The organism is Streptomyces sp. NPDC087263, assembly GCF_044744645.1.
Classification (GTDB): domain Bacteria; phylum Actinomycetota; class Actinomycetes; order Streptomycetales; family Streptomycetaceae; genus Streptomyces.
In genome coordinates, this window is the sequence record NZ_JBIUYT010000002.1 from 35,099 (window position 1) to 50,907 (window position 15,809).

14 protein-coding genes are annotated in these 15,809 nt (G+C 69.9%); 2 read left to right on the forward strand and 12 right to left on the reverse strand.

Annotation, left to right across the window (positions count from 1 at the left end):
• The first annotated feature begins 25 nt into the window (after nucleotides 1–25).
• Nucleotides 26–955: an aminoglycoside phosphotransferase family protein gene (locus tag ACIPC1_RS05410; protein WP_402513486.1), complete on the forward strand. Its 930-nt coding sequence runs from the start codon at nucleotides 26–28 to the stop codon at nucleotides 953–955.
• Between the two features lie 81 nt (nucleotides 956–1,036).
• On the opposite strand, the gene ACIPC1_RS05415 is transcribed toward ACIPC1_RS05410, so the two are convergent.
• The 11 genes from ACIPC1_RS05415 to dxr form a co-directional block, all read right to left on the reverse strand.
• Nucleotides 1,037–1,252 (reverse strand): ferredoxin, encoded by a 216-nt coding sequence (locus tag ACIPC1_RS05415; RefSeq protein WP_402513488.1) that lies wholly within the window; start codon nucleotides 1,250–1,252, stop codon nucleotides 1,037–1,039.
• A 1-nt stretch (nucleotide 1,253) separates the two neighbouring features.
• On the reverse strand, nucleotides 1,254–2,471 hold the full coding sequence (locus ACIPC1_RS05420) for an NADH-ubiquinone oxidoreductase-F iron-sulfur binding region domain-containing protein (protein WP_402513490.1): 1,218 nt from the start codon (nucleotides 2,469–2,471) through the stop codon (nucleotides 1,254–1,256).
• A complete protein-coding gene (locus tag ACIPC1_RS05425; RefSeq protein ID WP_402513493.1) occupies nucleotides 2,468–3,097 on the reverse strand; it encodes a ferric reductase-like transmembrane domain-containing protein in 630 nt (209 codons plus the stop codon). Before ACIPC1_RS05425 ends, ACIPC1_RS05420 begins: the two co-directional genes overlap by 4 nt.
• Nucleotides 3,094–4,314 (reverse strand): FAD:protein FMN transferase, encoded by a 1,221-nt coding sequence (locus ACIPC1_RS05430; RefSeq protein WP_402513495.1) that lies wholly within the window; start codon nucleotides 4,312–4,314, stop codon nucleotides 3,094–3,096. The genes ACIPC1_RS05425 and ACIPC1_RS05430 overlap by 4 nt, the downstream gene beginning before the upstream one ends.
• Nucleotides 4,311–4,616 (reverse strand): hypothetical protein, encoded by a 306-nt coding sequence (locus ACIPC1_RS05435; protein ID WP_402513498.1) that lies wholly within the window; start codon nucleotides 4,614–4,616, stop codon nucleotides 4,311–4,313. Before ACIPC1_RS05435 ends, ACIPC1_RS05430 begins: the two co-directional genes overlap by 4 nt.
• Nucleotides 4,617–4,776: 160 nt before the next feature.
• Nucleotides 4,777–6,468 carry a proline--tRNA ligase gene (locus ACIPC1_RS05440; protein ID WP_384389689.1) on the reverse strand — a complete coding sequence of 564 codons (1,692 nt, stop codon included), beginning with the start codon at nucleotides 6,466–6,468 and terminating at the stop codon, nucleotides 4,777–4,779.
• A gap of 80 nt (nucleotides 6,469–6,548) precedes the next feature.
• A complete protein-coding gene (locus tag ACIPC1_RS05445) occupies nucleotides 6,549–7,118 on the reverse strand; it encodes a GNAT family N-acetyltransferase (RefSeq protein WP_384389686.1) in 570 nt (189 codons plus the stop codon).
• 85 nt (nucleotides 7,119–7,203) lie between these two features.
• On the reverse strand, nucleotides 7,204–8,052 hold the full coding sequence (locus ACIPC1_RS05450; protein ID WP_402513500.1) for a GNAT family N-acetyltransferase: 849 nt from the start codon (nucleotides 8,050–8,052) through the stop codon (nucleotides 7,204–7,206).
• 341 nt (nucleotides 8,053–8,393) lie between these two features.
• Nucleotides 8,394–9,551, reverse strand: coding sequence for a flavodoxin-dependent (E)-4-hydroxy-3-methylbut-2-enyl-diphosphate synthase (gene ispG, locus ACIPC1_RS05455; protein ID WP_384389680.1), 1,158 nt, complete (start codon nucleotides 9,549–9,551; stop codon nucleotides 8,394–8,396).
• Between the two features lie 185 nt (nucleotides 9,552–9,736).
• A complete protein-coding gene (locus ACIPC1_RS05460) occupies nucleotides 9,737–11,041 on the reverse strand; it encodes a M50 family metallopeptidase (RefSeq protein ID WP_402513502.1) in 1,305 nt (434 codons plus the stop codon).
• Nucleotides 11,038–12,312 (reverse strand): 1-deoxy-D-xylulose-5-phosphate reductoisomerase, encoded by a 1,275-nt coding sequence (gene dxr / locus ACIPC1_RS05465; RefSeq protein WP_402513504.1) that lies wholly within the window; start codon nucleotides 12,310–12,312, stop codon nucleotides 11,038–11,040. Before dxr ends, ACIPC1_RS05460 begins: the two co-directional genes overlap by 4 nt.
• A 194-nt stretch (nucleotides 12,313–12,506) precedes the next feature.
• On the opposite strand from dxr, the gene ACIPC1_RS05470 reads away from it, so the two are divergent.
• Nucleotides 12,507–12,956 (forward strand): lamin tail domain-containing protein, encoded by a 450-nt coding sequence (locus ACIPC1_RS05470; RefSeq protein ID WP_402513505.1) that lies wholly within the window; start codon nucleotides 12,507–12,509, stop codon nucleotides 12,954–12,956.
• Nucleotides 12,957–12,963: 7 nt separating this feature from the next.
• Here ACIPC1_RS05470 and secA read toward each other — a convergent pair whose 3' ends face one another.
• Nucleotides 12,964–15,702 carry a preprotein translocase subunit SecA gene (secA, locus tag ACIPC1_RS05475; RefSeq protein ID WP_402513507.1) on the reverse strand — a complete coding sequence of 913 codons (2,739 nt, stop codon included), beginning with the start codon at nucleotides 15,700–15,702 and terminating at the stop codon, nucleotides 12,964–12,966.
• Between the last annotated feature and the right edge of the window lie 107 nt (nucleotides 15,703–15,809).

Below are 15,809 nucleotides of genomic sequence, written 5' to 3' on the forward strand. Positions count from 1 at the left end.
CCATCTGGAAGGGAACCACTCGCGCATGGCTTTCGAACCGCCGCAGCGCCTCGTACGGGCGCTCGGCGAGACGCAGCGCAACGGAGCCGCCGGTGCCGAGGGGACCGGTGGGGCCGGCGACTGGCTGGACAAGCTGGCTGTGCTGGCTCAACAGGCGGTTGATCTACGCGAGTTGACCGTGGAACGGGTGCAGGCGCCCGGCGGGCGCAGCAGCCTGGTGGTCCTGGTGCGGCAGGCCGACGGTACGCCGGCCGTGCTGAAGCTGGCGCCCGAGCGGGCCCGTCCGGAGAGCGAGCGTGCCGCGCTCGCCCACTGGGACGGCCGGGGTGCCGTGCAACTGCTCAACCCCGGTGACGCGCAGGGCGTCCTGCTGCTGGAGCGGTTGCATCCCGACCTGTCCGTGCGCTCGCTGCCCGAGGCGAAGGCCCTGCTGGAGGCGGCCGGGACACTGCGGCGGCTATGGGTCGAACCGCCCGCCGGGCATGTCTTCGAGACCGTCGCCGAGCGGACCGGTCGGCAGGCCGAGGCGATGCGGGCCTCGGCGGGCGGAGACGCGGAGGTCACCGCCCTGGTGGACGCGGCGCTCACGGCCCGCGAGGAACTTCTGGCGGGGCCACCCGAGGAGCTCTTGCTGCACGGCACCTTCCGGCAGAGCAAGGTGCTCGCCGGTGAGCGCATGCCGTGGCTGGCCGTGGGTCCCGATCCGGTGGTCGGCGAGTGCGCCTTCGATCTGGCCCGGCTGGTCCGCGACCGGGTGGAGGACCTGATCGCGTCGTCCTCTGGGTCCTCGACCACACGTCGACGGGTGAAGCGGCTCGCCGAGTCACTCGACGTGGACCAGGAGCGGCTGCGGGGCTGGACCCTTTTCCGGGCGGTCGAGTCGGGGGTACGGGCGCGGCGGGTCGGGCGAGCGCAGGATGCGGAGCTGCTGCTGGAGTTCGCGGAGTGGCTCTGACCTTCTTGCGGTTCTGACTCCCCTGCGATTCCGGCTCCCCTGCGGATTCGGCTCCCCTGCGGATTCAACTCGTCTGCGGTTTCAACTCCCTTGTGCCGGGGTGAGTTTGAGGGCGAGGACCGGGCAGTCGGCCGCGGCTCTTCCGGCGCGTTTCAGGGCCCTTCGGGGGAGCGGGCCCGGAGCGAACAGGGGGTAGCCCCACTCGTCGAGCGTGATGTGCTCGGGGAGCAGTTCCGCGCAGAGGCCGTGGCCCTTGCAGGCGGTCCAGTCGACGTCGAGTTCCGCGCCTGCTTCCATGTCAGCTCCGGTTCTCGGGGACCCGCAGCAGCGGGCGACGGTCGGATGCGGTGCAGCGGCCCCTGGCGTGGGCGTCGAGTTCGGCGGCGAAGGTCGTGAACGCGCTGCGAACCAGGCGGACGGTGCCGTCGGGGTGGTGGCAGGCGCCGCGGCCCTCGACGAGTCCGGCCCAGCGGGCGATGTCCTGCCGGCTGGTGCCCTGCGGGCCGGGTGCGGCCAGGTTCTGGAACGCGGCGGCGATACGCGGCAGGCCGTTGAGGCAGGGCCCGCACTGGCCTGCCGATTCCAGCGCGAGATAGCGCAGCACGTGGGCCGTGTCGGCGAGGCCGCAGCGGTCGGCGGGCAGCGCGATGAGGACGCCCGCTCCGAGACCGTCGGCCGTCAGGGTGCGGGTCGCGGCCTCGGCGGCCGTGAGCCAGGTGCCGTGGTAGCCACCGGTCAGCACCGCGCCGACGCCGTCCAGCGGGAGCAGGCGGTGCAGCGGCATCCCGAACGGCGCCTCCACCACGCGTACCTCCCGGCCCGGCGCGTACACCGTGCACAGGGCACTGCCCGGCTCGTCCGGCGTGCCCGCCGAGCGGAACCAGTCGGCGCCGTAGCGGGCGATCAGGGCGAGGTGCGCGAGCGTCTCGACGTTCTGGACGAGGGTCGGGGCCCGGCGCACGCCCTGCTCACGGACCGGGGGATGCTGGTCGCGGGGCAGCGCGGCCTGCCCGGAGAGGTACTGGGCCAGGGCCGACGACTGGCCGGAGAGAAAGCGCTTCGGGACGCGTACGACGCGCACGGGCAGCGGGTCGTGGCGCTCGGCGAGTGCCCTCTCCAGGGGAGTCGCGCCGTCCTCGACAGCGAGGTACGCCTCCCCCGCGCCGACCGCCTCGGCCGCCAACTGAAGCCCGTCCAGGACGAGATGGGGCGAGAGACGCAGCAGTGTCTTGTCCTTGTGGCTGGCGGGTTCGCCCTCGGCGCCGTTCGCCACGACGACCGGGACGCGGCCCGAGCGGCGGCTCGCCTCGGCGACGGCGCCCACCTTCCGGTACGTGGGAAACGCGGCGCCGCCACGGCCGGTGAGCCCGGACTCGGCGAGCGTGCGCAGCAGGTGCGCCGGGTTGCCGTACGCCACGGGGCCGTAGCGCTGCTGGTGGGTGATGTGGCCGGCCGGAGTGCCGCCGGGGGCGAGCAGACGGGGTGACATGTAGATGTCCGTGAAGGTCATGGTCATGAGCGAGCTCCCGCCCTCGTACGGAGTTCGGCTGTGCGGAGTTCGGCCGCATCGAGTTCGGCTGTGTGGAGGAGGGCCGACGGGGTGAGCCTCGACTCGCGGGCCGCGTGGGCCACCCGGATACCGAAGGCCGTGAGCGCGGCGGTCACGCAGGAGATCGTCAGCCACAGCATCCAGGTGGATCCGGTGTCCGTGCCGATGCCGATGCCGTGGATCAGGGCGATCGGCCAGGACGCGTACGCCAGCCAGTGGACGGCGCGCCAGGTGCGGGGGCCGATCCTGGCCCGCAGCAGGCTGGTCACCACGAGCGCGATCATCAGGTCCAGGGCCACCGTGCCCAGGCCCAGCCAGAGGGGCTGGTAGTCGGAGGCGAAGGGGACGAGGACGTCGAGGACGGTGATGTTGACGTAGCCGTCCACGACGGCGGCTGTGATGTGCAGGGTGAGGAAGGCGAGGGCGGAGAGGGAGAGGGTGCGGTGGAGGGTTACGGTGCCGAAGCGGGGGAGGCCGGGAAGGCGGGCTCGTAGCCGTACCGCTATGCCGAGCAGGACCACGACCGTGAACAGGACCAGGCAGATCGCGCCGGTGGCCCGGTTGGCGTACCAGAGGATCGCGGAGTCGGTCATGCCGCGGCCTCGGTTGTGGCTGGGGTCCAGGGGTTTTCGCCCCCGTCGCCCCTACCCGTCCCTTGTTCCCGGGGGCTCCGCCCCCAGACCCCCGCATCGCGCTGAACGCGCTCGTCCCCAAACGCCGGACGGGCTGAAACGGGGCGGAGGCCCACCGGGTGGGTGGGGGACGGAGATGGCACCCCCTCGCCCTCAAACGACGCCGGGCGAGGTGGAGATGGCGGCCTCGGTCGAGAAGTGGGTGCGTCCTCCCGGGACGCCGGACGGGCTGACGACGCCCGTCCCGGATCAGAAGTTGGTGTCGGCCAGCCCGGTGTCGTGATCACCGTGCCGTCGTTTGCCACCAGTCGTGCCGGGAGGCCCAGGTGGGTCAGCCAGCGTTCTGCTCCCGCGCCCTTCACCAGGGCCGCTGTGCTCGCGGCGTTGGCGTCGGCGCAGGTTGCTGCTGCCACGGAGACCGTGCGCCAGGGGGTCTGGGCGGGCAGGCCGGTTCGGGGGTCGAGGATGTGGTGGAGGTTGTGGGTTCCGCGGCGCCAGCGGCGGACGGTGGTGCCGGAGGTGGCGAGGCCGCCGCTGCGGATGCCGATGGTGGTGTACGAGCCGGCCGCCGGGATCTCGTCCACGGCACCGGTGGCGTCCTGGACGCGGATGCGCCAGCCGCCGTGCGGTGGTTCGCCCGCGACGGCCGTGTCGCCGCCGAGGCTCACCAGGACTCCGCAGCCGGCCGCCTCGGCGAGCGTCTTCGCCGCCCTGTCGGCGGCCCAGGCCTTGGCGGTGGCGCCGAGGTCGAGGCGGATCCCCGCCGGGACGGTGACCGTGTTGGTCGCGCGGTCCAGGGTCACCAGGCGTCGGCCGGGGACCGGGCGCACGGTGAGCCGCACGGGGCGGCCGTCCACCTTGAGCAGGTGGAAGTCGCGGTCGTAGCCGAGGGCGTTCATGGCCGAGCCGACCGTCGGGTCGACGGCGCCGTCGGTGGCCTCCGCGGCGCGCAGCGCGACGGCCAGGGCCTCCGCGAGGAGCGGGCTGACCTTGACCGGCCGGCCCTCGGTGCCGTCGAGCGCGGCCAGCTCCGAGTCCTCGCGGAACCGGCTGCACGTGGCGTCGACCTCGGCGAGATGCCGGGCGAGCAGCAGGTTGCAGGAGTCCAGCAGAGTCGGGTCGGTGGTGACCAGGCGGACGCTCGTGCCGAGGGCACGCCAGTCGGCGGCGGCGGTCATGACGCCCCCGAGGTGGAGTCGGCCGAGCCGCCGCCCACGGACGTGGGGTTGTCGGACGGCGCCTGGAGCCTCGAGTCCGACGAGGAAGAAGACGAAGAAGACGAAGAGTCCGAGGACGAACCCGTCGAACTCGACGAGGAGTCCGTGCTGCCGCTCGCCGCCGTGTTCGCGTCCGCCTGCATCGTGCCGATCAGGGCGAACATCCCGGCAGCCGCCGCCAGTGTCACGGCCGCTGCCACCGCCGCCGTACGCCGTGTCCCTCTGCGGACCGCCGCGGCGGCCCCCCACTCGCTGCCTGTCATTGGCTGCTCCCCTCCGTATGACGCGCTGTCACGTCATACGGTCGGGGAGCAGCCTGAGAGAAGCCTGTGCGGCGACCATAGGGCCGAGAAGAAGTCTCTGAGAGACGTCTTTAATTCCAGACTTCAAGCAATCGAAGAGCCGTGGAAGCCCGATCGAGGGTTACGCCGTCAGGCGGGCGACCGCCTCGTCGACCGTCAGCTCCTCGCGCTCGCCGGTGCGGCGGTCCTTGAGTTCCACGACGCCCTCGGCCGAGCGCCGCCCGGCGACCAGGATCTGCGGTACGCCGATGAGCTCGGCGTCGGTGAACTTCACGCCCGGCGAGACACCGGCCCGGTCGTCCACCAGGACACGTACACCCGCGGCGCCGAGCTTCTCGGAGACGGTGAGGGCCAGCTCGGTCTGGAGCGCCTTGCCCGCGGCGACGACATGCACGTCGGCCGGAGCGATCTCCTTGGGCCAGCACAGCCCCTGGTCGTCCGCCGACTGCTCGGCCAGGGCCGCGACCGCGCGGGAGACACCGATGCCGTACGAGCCCATGGTCACGCGGACGGGCTTGCCCTGCTGGCCGAGGACGTCGAGCTGGAAGGTGTCGGCGTACTTGCGGCCGAGCTGGAAGATGTGGCCGATCTCGATGGCACGGTCGAGCTTGAGGCCAGTACCGCAGGACGGGCAGGGGTCGCCCTCCTCGACCACCACGACGTCGAGGTAGTCGTCGACCTCGAAGTCGCGGCCGGCGACGACGTTCTTCGCGTGCGTGTTGACCTTGTTCGCGCCGGTGATCCAGGCGGTGCCGGGGGCGATGCGCGGGTCGGCGATGTAGCGGACCTTCTCCAGACCCTGCGGGCCCACATAGCCCCGTACGAGATCCTCGCGGCCCTCGAAGTCCTCGGCCGTCACCAGTTCCACGACGGCGGGCGCGAGGTGCTCGCCGAGCTTGCCGAGGTCGACCTCGCGGTTGCCGGGGACGCCCACCGCGACGATCTCCCCGTCGACCTTGACCAGGAGGTTCTTGAGGGTGGCGGAGGCGGGGACGCCGAGGAGCGCGGCGAGGGTCTCGATGGTCGGGGTGTCGGGGGTGTCCAGCTCCTCGACCGGGCCGTGCTCACCGGCCACGGGCGCCAGCGCGAAGGTGACCGCCTCGGTGTTGGCCGCGTAGTCGCAGGCAGGGCAGTCCGCGAAGGTGTCCTCGCCGGCGGCGGCGGGCGCGAGGAACTCCTCCGAGGCCGAGCCGCCCATCGCGCCGGAGACGGCCGACACGATGCGGTAGTCCAGGCCCAGGCGCTCGAAGATCTTCTGGTAGGCGGCGCGGTGGAGGGCGTACGACTCCGCGAGTCCCTCGTCCGTGGTGTCGAAGGAGTACGAGTCCTTCATCTGGAACTCGCGGCCGCGCAGCACACCGGAGCGCGGGCGGGCCTCGTCCCGGTACTTCGTCTGGATCTGGTAGAGCATGACCGGCAGGTCCTTGTACGAGGACGCCTGGTCCTTCACCAGGAGGGTGAAGATCTCCTCGTGGGTCGGACCGAGCAGGTACTCCGCGCCCTTGCGGTCCTTGAGACGGAAGAGCAGGTCGCCGTACTCCTGCCAGCGGCCGGAGGCCTCGTACGGCTCCTTGGGCAGCAGCGCGGGGAGGAGGACCTCCTGCGCGCCGATGGCGTCCATCTCCTCCCGGACGACCCGGGAGATGTTGTCGAGGACCTTCTTGCCCAGCGGCAGCCAGGACCAGATGCCAGCGGCGGTACGGCGCACATAGCCGGCGCGGACGAGCAGCTTGTGGCTGAGCGTCTCGGCGTCCGCCGGGTCGTCACGCAGCGTCTTGACCATCAAACGGGACATGCGCTGGACCTGGGCCATGATTGTTGACTCCTGCTGCTCAAGGGTGATGCCAAGGAGGTTAGCCGGGGGCCCGCCGTCCCCGGAAATCCGTTTCCCCGTCAGCGGCGCCGCAACGGCAGTGGGGCACCCATCACCGCGTACGGCTTCGGCGCGCTGGGGAACAGAACCTGCCTGGCCAGGTCCTCGTACCCCAGCGAGCGGTACAGACCGCGGGCCGGGCTGTCCGTGTCGATGGCGGAGAGGATCGAACGGGGTTCCGCGGCGTCGTCCGTGATGGTGGTGATCAGTGCGCGGCCCACTCCCCGGTTCTGGTGGTGTGGGTGCACATGCAGTTCGGTGATCACGAAGGAGTCGTCGAGCCAGTTGTCGTGGCCCTGGCCACGCAGATACGGCTCGACGACGGTGGACCACCAGTGCGTACGGTCGTTCGGCATGCCGTAGACGAAGCCGACGAGCCGTCCGTCGACGGTGGTGGCGCCGAGCGCGCGGGCTCCCGGATAGCTCAGGTGCCGCAGCACGATCTGGCGTCGTACGGCGATCTCGTCGGCGCCGAGCCCGAAGGCGAGGGCCTGCACGGCGAGCGCCTCGTCGACGCGCGCAGTGAGATCCAGCGGGCCGATGACCACGTCGTCGGGGGTGCGGGGGCCCTGACCGGGGAAGCGCAGCATGCCGGGGAGACTACAGGGCACGTCCGCGGCTCAGAACTGACTGCCGTGGCGCGGCCGGAACCGGGCGGTCGGCAGGAGCGCCGGGCTAGAAAAGGACGCTCATGAATGCGCCGACTTCTCTGAAGCCCACCCTCTGGTAGGTGCGCCGCGCCGCCGTGTTGAAGTCGTTGACGTACAGGCTGACGACCGGGGCGACGTCCGCGAGGGCGTAGCCCAGGACCGCTGCCATGCCCGGGGCCGCGAAGCCCTGTCCCCGGTACTCGGGGGCGACCCAGACTCCCTGGATCTGGCAGGCCTGTGTCGTGGCGGCGCCGATCTCGGCCTTGAAGATGACCTTGCCGTGTCGGTCGAGGCGGGCGAACGAGCGGCCGGAGCCGACGAGTTCGGCCACGCGGGCCTGGTAGAGGAGGCCGCCGTCACCGGCGAGCGGCGAGACGCCGACCTCCTCGGTGAACATCGCCACGCACGCCGGCATGATCGTCTCCATCTCGTCCTTGCGGATGCGGCGGACGTACGGATCCGGGGCGATGGCGGTGGGGAGCCGGTCGGTGACCATCAGGGGCTGGTGCGGGCGGACGTCTCGGGCGGGGCCCCAGTTCGGTTCGAGCAGGCGCCACAGCTGGGCGGTGGCCTCGGTGGGGCCGACGATCGAGGAGCAGCGGCGGCCGGCCCTGCGGGCGCGGTCGGCGAAGCCGCGGACGGCTCGGGGGGTTGCGCAGATCGGCACGAGGTTGGCGCCGGCGTAGCAGAGGGACTGAAGCATGCCGTCCTCGTACCAGCCCCACATCTCGCCGCCGAGGCGCCAGGGATCGAGGCCGGCGACCTGGACCCTGGAGGCGACGAAAGCGTTCGTGACCGGCTCGCGGTCGAGGACGGCGAGCGCGGCGTCCAGGTCACTCGGTTCGAGGACCCTTGTGGTGGTCTGCGTCAACACGTGCGGGGGCCTCACCATACGGATCTGCTGATCTCCGCACTGTACCTGCCACGGTTGTGGCGCGCCGCCCCGTTGGGGTGGGGAGGGTTTTTCGCCCCCTCCGCCCCTGCCCGTCCCTTGTTCCTGGGGGCTGCCGCCCCCAGACCCCCGCCGTCGCGCTGAACGCGCTCGTCCTCACACTCCGGACGGACTGAAAATCTCAGCCCCGGCCGGGGCTGAAGAGTGCCGCCCCCGCGGGTGGGTGGGGGCTCGGGATGGCACCGACTCGTCCTCAAACGCCGGACGGGCTGAAAGATCCCCGGCCGGGGCTGAAAGATCTCGGCACCGGCCAGGGAAAGAGGTCAGCCCGCCACCGACACCGACGGCTCGCCCGAAGCGACTCCGTCCGCCTCCATCTGCTCGGCGATCTTCAGCGCTTCCTCGATGAGGGTCTCGACGATCTTCGACTCGGGGACGGTCTTGATGACCTCGCCCTTGACGAAGATCTGCCCCTTGCCGTTGCCGGAGGCGACGCCGAGGTCGGCCTCGCGGGCCTCGCCCGGGCCGTTCACCACGCAGCCCATGACGGCGACGCGCAGCGGGACCTCCATGCCGTCGAGGCCGGCGGAGACTTCCTCGGCCAGCTTGTAGACGTCGACCTGCGCGCGGCCGCAGGACGGGCAGGAGACGATCTCCAGGCGCCGCTGCTTGAGGTTCAGCGATTCCAGGATCTGCATGCCGACCTTGACCTCCTCGACGGGCGGGGCCGAGAGGGAGACGCGGATCGTGTCACCGATGCCCTCGCTCAGCAGCGCGCCGAAGGCGACAGCCGACTTGATCGTGCCCTGGAAGGCCGGACCGGCTTCCGTGACGCCGAGGTGGAGGGGGTAGTCACAGGCCGCCGACAGTTGGCGGTAGGCGTTGACCATGACCACGGGGTCGTTGTGCTTGACCGAGATCTTGATGTCCCGGAAGTCGTGCTCCTCGAAGAGGGACGCCTCCCACAGGGCGGACTCGACGAGCGCCTCGGGCGTCGCCTTGCCGTACTTCTGGAGGAGCCGCTTGTCCAGCGAGCCCGCGTTGACGCCGATCCGGATCGGGGTGCCGGTGTCCTTGGCGGCCCGCGCGATCTCCTTGACCTGGTCGTCGAACTGCTTGATGTTGCCCGGGTTCACGCGCACGGCCGCGCAGCCGGCGTTGATCGCCGCGAAGACGTACTTCGGCTGGAAGTGGATGTCCGCGATGACGGGGATCTGGGACTTCCTGGCGATCACCGCGAGGGCGTCGGCGTCGTCCTGGGTGGGGCAGGCGACCCGGACGATCTGGCAGCCGGAGGCGGTCAGCTCGGCGATCTGCTGAAGTGTGGCGCCGATGTCCGACGTACGCGTCGTCGTCATCGACTGCACCGAGACGGGTGCGTCTCCGCCCACGGCCACGGTTCCGACCTGGATCTGCCGGGTCTTGCGGCGCTCGGCCAGCTTGGTCGGAACGGACGGCATGCCGAGAGAAATCGCAGTCATCTGCTGTGCAACCCCAAGTTGTGGATCAAGGTCCCGGAATCGTGGGCTCCAGGCTTCGAGATTACGGCACGGGCAGCGGCCCAAGCACATCCCGCCGGTAAACGCACTCAATGGTGGTCGGCCGGCCGCACACAACGGCGGTGGCCGGGCAGTCAGTCTGCCCGGCCGCCGCGAACGCTGTCTTACTAGGAGATTCTCACCGGGTTAACTACGTCGGCGATGAGCACCAGGATCGTGAAGCAGATGAAGACGCTGGCCACCACATAGGCGACCGGCATCAGCTTGGCCACGTCGAAGGGGCCCGGGTCGGGACGCTTCAGCACCTTCGCCAGGTTCCGGCGCAGCGACTCCCAGAGCGCGCCCGCGATGTGCCCGCCGTCGAGCGGCAGCAGCGGGAGCATGTTGAACAGGAACAGGGAGAGGTTGAAGCCGGCCACCAGGAACAGCATCATCGCGATCTGTTGCGAGGCCGGGATGTCGAGGGTGAAGACGTCGCCGCCGATGCGGGCGGCGCCGACCACGCCCATCGGGGAGTCGGCCGCGCGCGGACCGTCGCCGAAGGCCGCGTCCCAGAGGGCGGGGACCTTGCTGGGCAGGGCGATCAGCGACTCCACGCCGTTCTGCATCATGTCGCCCATGCGGTCCACGGACTGGCCGAACGACTGCTCGACGATGCCGGTGGCGGGTGTGAAGCCGAGGAAGCCGGCGTACACGTACTTGCCCTCGACATAGCCGCCGTTGCCGTCGCTCTTGCTGACCTGGTTCTTGATCAGGTGGGCGTTCAGGACGAGCTGCTCGCCCTTGCGCTCGACGGTGAGGGTGACGTCCTTGCCGGGGTTGGCGCGGATGTCGGACTGGAGGGTCGACCAGTCGGTGACGGACTTGCCGTTGAACGCGACGATCTTGTCGCCGCCCTGGAGGCCGGCGGCCTTGGCGGGCGCGGCCTCGTCGCCTGCCGCGCACTTCGTCCGGTTCTCGCTGCCCTGGATGACACAGTCGGAGACCTTGCCGACGGTGGTGGTCTGGGTCTGGATGCCGAACGTCATCATCACGCCGAGGAAGATCGCGACGGCCAGGATGAGATTCATGAAGGGGCCCGCGAACATCACGATCACGCGCTTCCACGGCTTGCGCGTGTAGAAGAGGCGGTTCTCGTCGCCGGGCTTGAGCTCCTCGAAGGCGGCCGACCTGGCGTCCTCGATCATGCCGCGGAAGGGGGAGGTCGAGCGGGCCTCGATCCTGCCGTCCGGTCCTGGCGGGAACATGCCGATCATGCGGATGTAGCCGCCGAGCGGGACCGCCTTGATGCCGTACTCGGTGTCGCCCTTCTTGCGCGACCAGATGGTCGGGCCGAAACCGACCATGTACTGGGGCACGCGAATGCCGAAGAGCTTGGCCGTCGACAGGTGCCCCAGCTCGTGCCACGCGATCGAGATGAGCAGGCCGACCACGAAGACGACTATGCCGAGGATCATCATCAAGGTCGTCATGCACGAGCCTCCGCGGTCGTCGTCTGCGCTGTCTGTTTCGTCTGTGCCGTCAGTTCGCGGGCCCGGGCACGCGCCCAGGTCTCCGCTTCGAGGACGTCCGCGACGGTCAGGGAAGTTCCCGTAACCGGTGTGCCGTGTTCCTCAACCACTCGGGTGACAGTCTCCACGATCCCGAGAAACGGCAGTCCGCCGCTCAGGAACGCGTCCACGCACTCCTCGTTGGCGGCATTGAACACCGCCGGGGCCGTGCCCGCGAGCTGCCCGACATGCCGGGCGAGGGCGACCGACGGAAACGCGTCGGTGTCGAGGGGGTGGAACTCCCAGGTCGAGGCCTTGGTCCAGTCGAAGGCGGGCGCGGCGTCGGGCACGCGCTCGGGCCAGCCGAGCCCGATGGCGATGGGCCCGCGCATGTCGGGGGGCGTCGCCTGGGCGATCGTCGATCCGTCGGTGAACTCAACCATCGAGTGGACATACGACTGCGGGTGCACGACCACCTCAATCCGTTCGAAGGGAATGTCGTAGAGGAGGTGCGCCTCGATGACTTCGAGCCCCTTGTTGACCAGGGTCGCGGAGTTGATGGTGATGACCGGCCCCATGGCCCAGGTGGGGTGGGCGAGTGCGGCTTCGGGGGTGACGGCGGCCAGTTCGGATCTCGTACGTCCCCGGAAGGGGCCCCCGGAAGCGGTCACGACGAGTTTCCGTACGTCTGCCCGGGTGCCGGAGGCGAGGGCCTGGAACAGGGCGGCGTGCTCGGAGTCGACCGGGATGATCTGGCCGGGCTTGGCCAGCGCCTTCACCAGCGGGCCGCCGACGATGAGCGACTCCTTGTTGGCGAGCGCGAGGGTCCGGCCCGCCTCCAGGGCGGCGAGGGTGGGCGCGAGGCCGATGGAGCCGGTGATTCCGTTCAGCACGGTGTGACAGGCGGAGGCGGCCAGGTGGGTGGCCGCGGCCGGCCCGGCGAGGATCTCGGGAAGGGCCTCACCAGGGGCGTACCGCGCCGCGAGGGCTTCCTTCAGTGCTGGTACGACGCCCTCGCGCGCCACGGCGACTGTCCGGACGCGCAGCCGGTGGGCCTGCTCGGCGAGCAGTCCGACCCGTCCGCCGGCGGCGGAGAGCCCGGTGACCCGGAACCGGTCGGGGTTGCGCAGCACGAGGTCGATGGCCTGGGTGCCGATCGAGCCGGTGGAGCCGAGGATCACGACATCCCGGACTCCGTTCACGGGATCGAAGACAAGATGCGGATCAGCGAGGGGCGCTGGACTGTCGCTCATTCCCCCATTGTGGCCGCAATGCGTCACGCGCAGGACAGCGCGCCCTCTTCCGGTCCCATTAGCACCTACGTGTGCCGGAGGAACTGAAATCACCCTTTGTGAAACCAACGTGAAGATCACGTGATAACACTGCATCACCGGTCGGTGGACGACCGACCGGTGGACAAAACCCTGGGGGGTTTCTCATGCGGATCATGCGAATACGCGCTGCCCTGCCCGCTCTCGCGGGCGCCGTGGCACTGACCGGCACATTTCTCAGCACTCCGGCTCAGGCCGCCGGCGGTGTGACCATCAACCGGGTCTGGTTCGACAGCCCGGGATCGGACACCGGCTCGAACGCCAGCCTGAACGGCGAATGGGTACTGCTCAAGAACACCAGTTCCACGGCGATCTCGGTCAAGGGCTGGATCCTCAAGGACATCGCGAACCACAAGTACACCTTCCCCAACATCAAGATCGGGGCGGGCAAGACCGTCAAGGTGCACACCGGTAAGGGCACGGACACCTCGGCGAACCGGTACCAGAACCGCCGCGCGTACGTCTGGAACAACACGAGCGACACCGCCACGCTCACCAAGGCGACCGGCAGCAAGGTCGACTCGTGCTCGTGGACGACGCGGGATCCCAGCGACAAGTACTGCTGACCCGCCCTCACCGTTTGCGGCGGCGCCTGGCCCTCGACCTCGCGGGCCGGGCGCCCTCCCCCGCGGGGGTCTCCTCCGCGGGTTCGGGAGCGGTGTCGGCCGGGGTGAAGGCGCCCTCGATGACTCCCTCCGCCGTGTCGAGGGTGGGCGCGGTGAAGTGAAGTCCGTCGGTCGGCCCGCGACGGGTCTCGGCGGCCGGAGCCCCGGCGTCGAGGTTGAACACATAGCCGACGGACTCCTCCTTGATGGCCTCGGTCATCGCGCCGTACATGTCGAAGCCCTCGCGTTCGTACTCGACGATCGGCTCCCGGCCGAGCGTCCAGCGCAGGCCGATGCCGTCGCGCAGGTAGTCCATCTCGTAGAGGTGCACGCGCCATTTGCGGTCGAGGACGGAGAGAACGACCAGGCGTTCCAGGTCACGCAGGGCGTCGGCGCCGAGTTCGGCCTCGCGGTCCTCGTAGCGGGCGTGGATGTCCTCCGTCACCGCGTCGAGCAGCTCGGCGGCGGTGAGGTTCGCGCGGTCGCCCGCCTCGTCCTCCAGGTCCTCGACGGTGATCCGCACGGGGTAGAGCTGCCTGAGGGCGCTCCACAGCCGCTCCAGGTCCCACTCCTCGGCGAAGCCCTCGCCGGTCTCCTGCTCGACGTAGGCCCGGACGGTGTCGTCCATGAAGTGCAGGACCTGTTCGCGCAGGTCCTCCCCCGCGAGGACCCGGCGGCGTTCGGCGTAGATGAGGGTGCGCTGCCGGTTGAGGACCTCGTCGAACTTCAGGACGTCCTTGCGGGACTCGAAGTGCTGCTGCTCCAGCTGGGCCTGGGCGGAGGCGATGGCGCGGGTGACCATCTTGTTCTCGATGGGTACGTCGTCGGGGACGTTCGCCATGGACATCACGCGGTCGACCACGTTGGCGCGGAACAGCCGCATCAGGTCGTCCTGGAGCGACAGGTAGAAACGGGAGGCTCCCGGGTCGCCCTGACGGCCCGAGCGGCCGCGCAGCTGGTTGTCGATGCGCCGTGACTCGTGGCGTTCGGTGCCCAGGACGTAGAGGCCGCCGAGCCTCTTGATCTCGTCGTGTTCGGCGGCGGCCGTGGTGGTGATCCGGTCGAGGACCTTCTGTCGGTCCTCGGGGTCCGTGTCCGCGCCGGTCTCGGCGAGCGCCATCGCCTCCGGATTGCCGCCGAGCATGATGTCGGTGCCGCGGCCCGCCATGTTGGTGGCCACGGTGACCGCGCCCCTGCGTCCGGCCTGCGCGACGATCTGGGCCTCGCGCTGGTGGTTCTTGGCGTTGAGTACCTCGTGCCGGATGCCCTCCCTGCGCAGCCGCGCGGACAGCACCTCGGACTTCTCCACGGAGGTGGTGCCCACCAGGACCGGCTGGCCGGCCGCGTGCCGCTCGGCGATGTCGGCGAGGATCGCGGCGTACTTCGCCTCCTCGGTGCGGTAGATCTGGTCGGGGTCGTCGACGCGGACCATCGGCCGGTTGGTGGGGATGGGGACGACGTGCAGCTGGTAGATCTGGTGGAACTCGGCCGCCTCGGTCATGGCGGTGCCGGTCATGCCGGCGAGCTTGTCGTAGAGGCGGAAGAAGTTCTGGAGGGTGATCGTGGCGAGCGTCTGGTTCTCGTCCTTGATCGTCACGCCTTCCTTGGCCTCGATGGCCTGGTGCAGGCCCTCGTTGTAGCGGCGGCCCGCGAGGATGCGCCCGGTGTGCTCGTCGACGATCAGGACCTCGCCGTCCACCAGGACGTAGTCCTTGTCCTTCTTGAAGTGTTCCTTGGCCTTGAGGGCGTTGCCGAGGTGTCCGATGAGCGGGGTGTGGTCGGACTCGTAGAGGCTCTCGATGCCCAACTGGTCCTGGAGGTACTCCACTCCGCGGTCCAGGATCGACACGGTGCGCTTCTTGGGGTCGTACTCGTAGTCGTACCGGGTCCGCAGCTCGGCGAGCCGGTCCTTTTCCGTCGGCGTGGTGAACTGCTCCTCCTGCACCAGGACGCCGTTCATCCGCAGGGCGAACTTGGCGAAGGACTCGTACCAGTGCGTGGGCTGGTCGGCCGGTCCTGAGATGATCAATGGGGTGCGTGCCTCGTCGATGAGGATCGAGTCGGCCTCGTCGACGATCGCGAAGTGGTGGCCGCGCTGGACCAGTTCGTCCTTTGACCAGGCCATGTTGTCGCGCAGGTAGTCGAAGCCGAACTCGGTGTTGGTGCCGTACGTGATGTCGCAGGCGTACTGGGCGCGGCGTTCGGCCGGCGTCGACTGCGTCTTGATCACGCCGACGGTCAGGCCGAGGAAGCGGTACGCGCGGCCCATCCACTCGGCGTCGCGCTCGGCCAGGTAGTCGTTGACCGTGACGAGGTGAACGCCCTCGCCGGACAAGGCGTTCAGATACACAGGGAGCGTCCCGACGAGGGTCTTTCCCTCGCCGGTCTGCATCTCGGCGATGTTGCCGAGGTGGAGCGCCGCGCCGCCCATGATCTGGACGTCGAAGTGGCGCATACCCAGGGTGCGGCGCGCGGCCTCGCGCATCGCGGCGAAGGCTTCCGGCAGCAGATCGTCGAGGCTCTCGCCCTCGGCGTACCGCTCCTTGAACTCCGGTGTGAGCGACTGGAGTTCCTCGTCGGTCAGCTCCTTGAAGTCCTCCTCCAGGGAGCCCACCTGTTCGGCCACGCGCTCAAGGCGGCGCAGCATCCGGCCCTCACCGGCCCGCATGATCCTGCCGGTGATGGCGTCAAGGCCCTTGGCTGGCATGGGAATTCCCCCACAACTGAGCGGCGTCCATGAGCACCCGTGTCCAGTGGCGGGCCCACTGGAGAATGCGGACGCCCGTTCGCCATTCCACTCATTTCATTGTTGGC

Coding starts and splice junctions, on each gene's coding strand:
- ACIPC1_RS05410 (WP_402513486.1), top strand. CDS start 26: ATGGCTTTCGAACCGCCGCAGCGCCTCGTACGGGCGCTCGGCGAGACG.
- ACIPC1_RS05415 (WP_402513488.1), bottom strand. CDS start 1,252: ATGGAAGCAGGCGCGGAACTCGACGTCGACTGGACCGCCTGCAAGGGC.
- ACIPC1_RS05420 (WP_402513490.1), bottom strand. CDS start 2,471: ATGACCATGACCTTCACGGACATCTACATGTCACCCCGTCTGCTCGCC.
- ACIPC1_RS05425 (WP_402513493.1), bottom strand. CDS start 3,097: ATGACCGACTCCGCGATCCTCTGGTACGCCAACCGGGCCACCGGCGCG.
- ACIPC1_RS05430 (WP_402513495.1), bottom strand. CDS start 4,314: ATGACCGCCGCCGCCGACTGGCGTGCCCTCGGCACGAGCGTCCGCCTG.
- ACIPC1_RS05435 (WP_402513498.1), bottom strand. CDS start 4,616: ATGACAGGCAGCGAGTGGGGGGCCGCCGCGGCGGTCCGCAGAGGGACA.
- ACIPC1_RS05440 (WP_384389689.1), bottom strand. CDS start 6,468: ATGGCCCAGGTCCAGCGCATGTCCCGTTTGATGGTCAAGACGCTGCGT.
- ACIPC1_RS05445 (WP_384389686.1), bottom strand. CDS start 7,118: ATGCTGCGCTTCCCCGGTCAGGGCCCCCGCACCCCCGACGACGTGGTC.
- ispG (WP_384389680.1), bottom strand. CDS start 9,551: ATGACTGCGATTTCTCTCGGCATGCCGTCCGTTCCGACCAAGCTGGCC.
- ACIPC1_RS05460 (WP_402513502.1), bottom strand. CDS start 11,041: ATGACGACCTTGATGATGATCCTCGGCATAGTCGTCTTCGTGGTCGGC.
- dxr (WP_402513504.1), bottom strand. CDS start 12,312: ATGAGCGACAGTCCAGCGCCCCTCGCTGATCCGCATCTTGTCTTCGAT.
- ACIPC1_RS05470 (WP_402513505.1), top strand. CDS start 12,507: ATGCGAATACGCGCTGCCCTGCCCGCTCTCGCGGGCGCCGTGGCACTG.
- secA (WP_402513507.1), bottom strand. CDS start 15,702: ATGCCAGCCAAGGGCCTTGACGCCATCACCGGCAGGATCATGCGGGCC.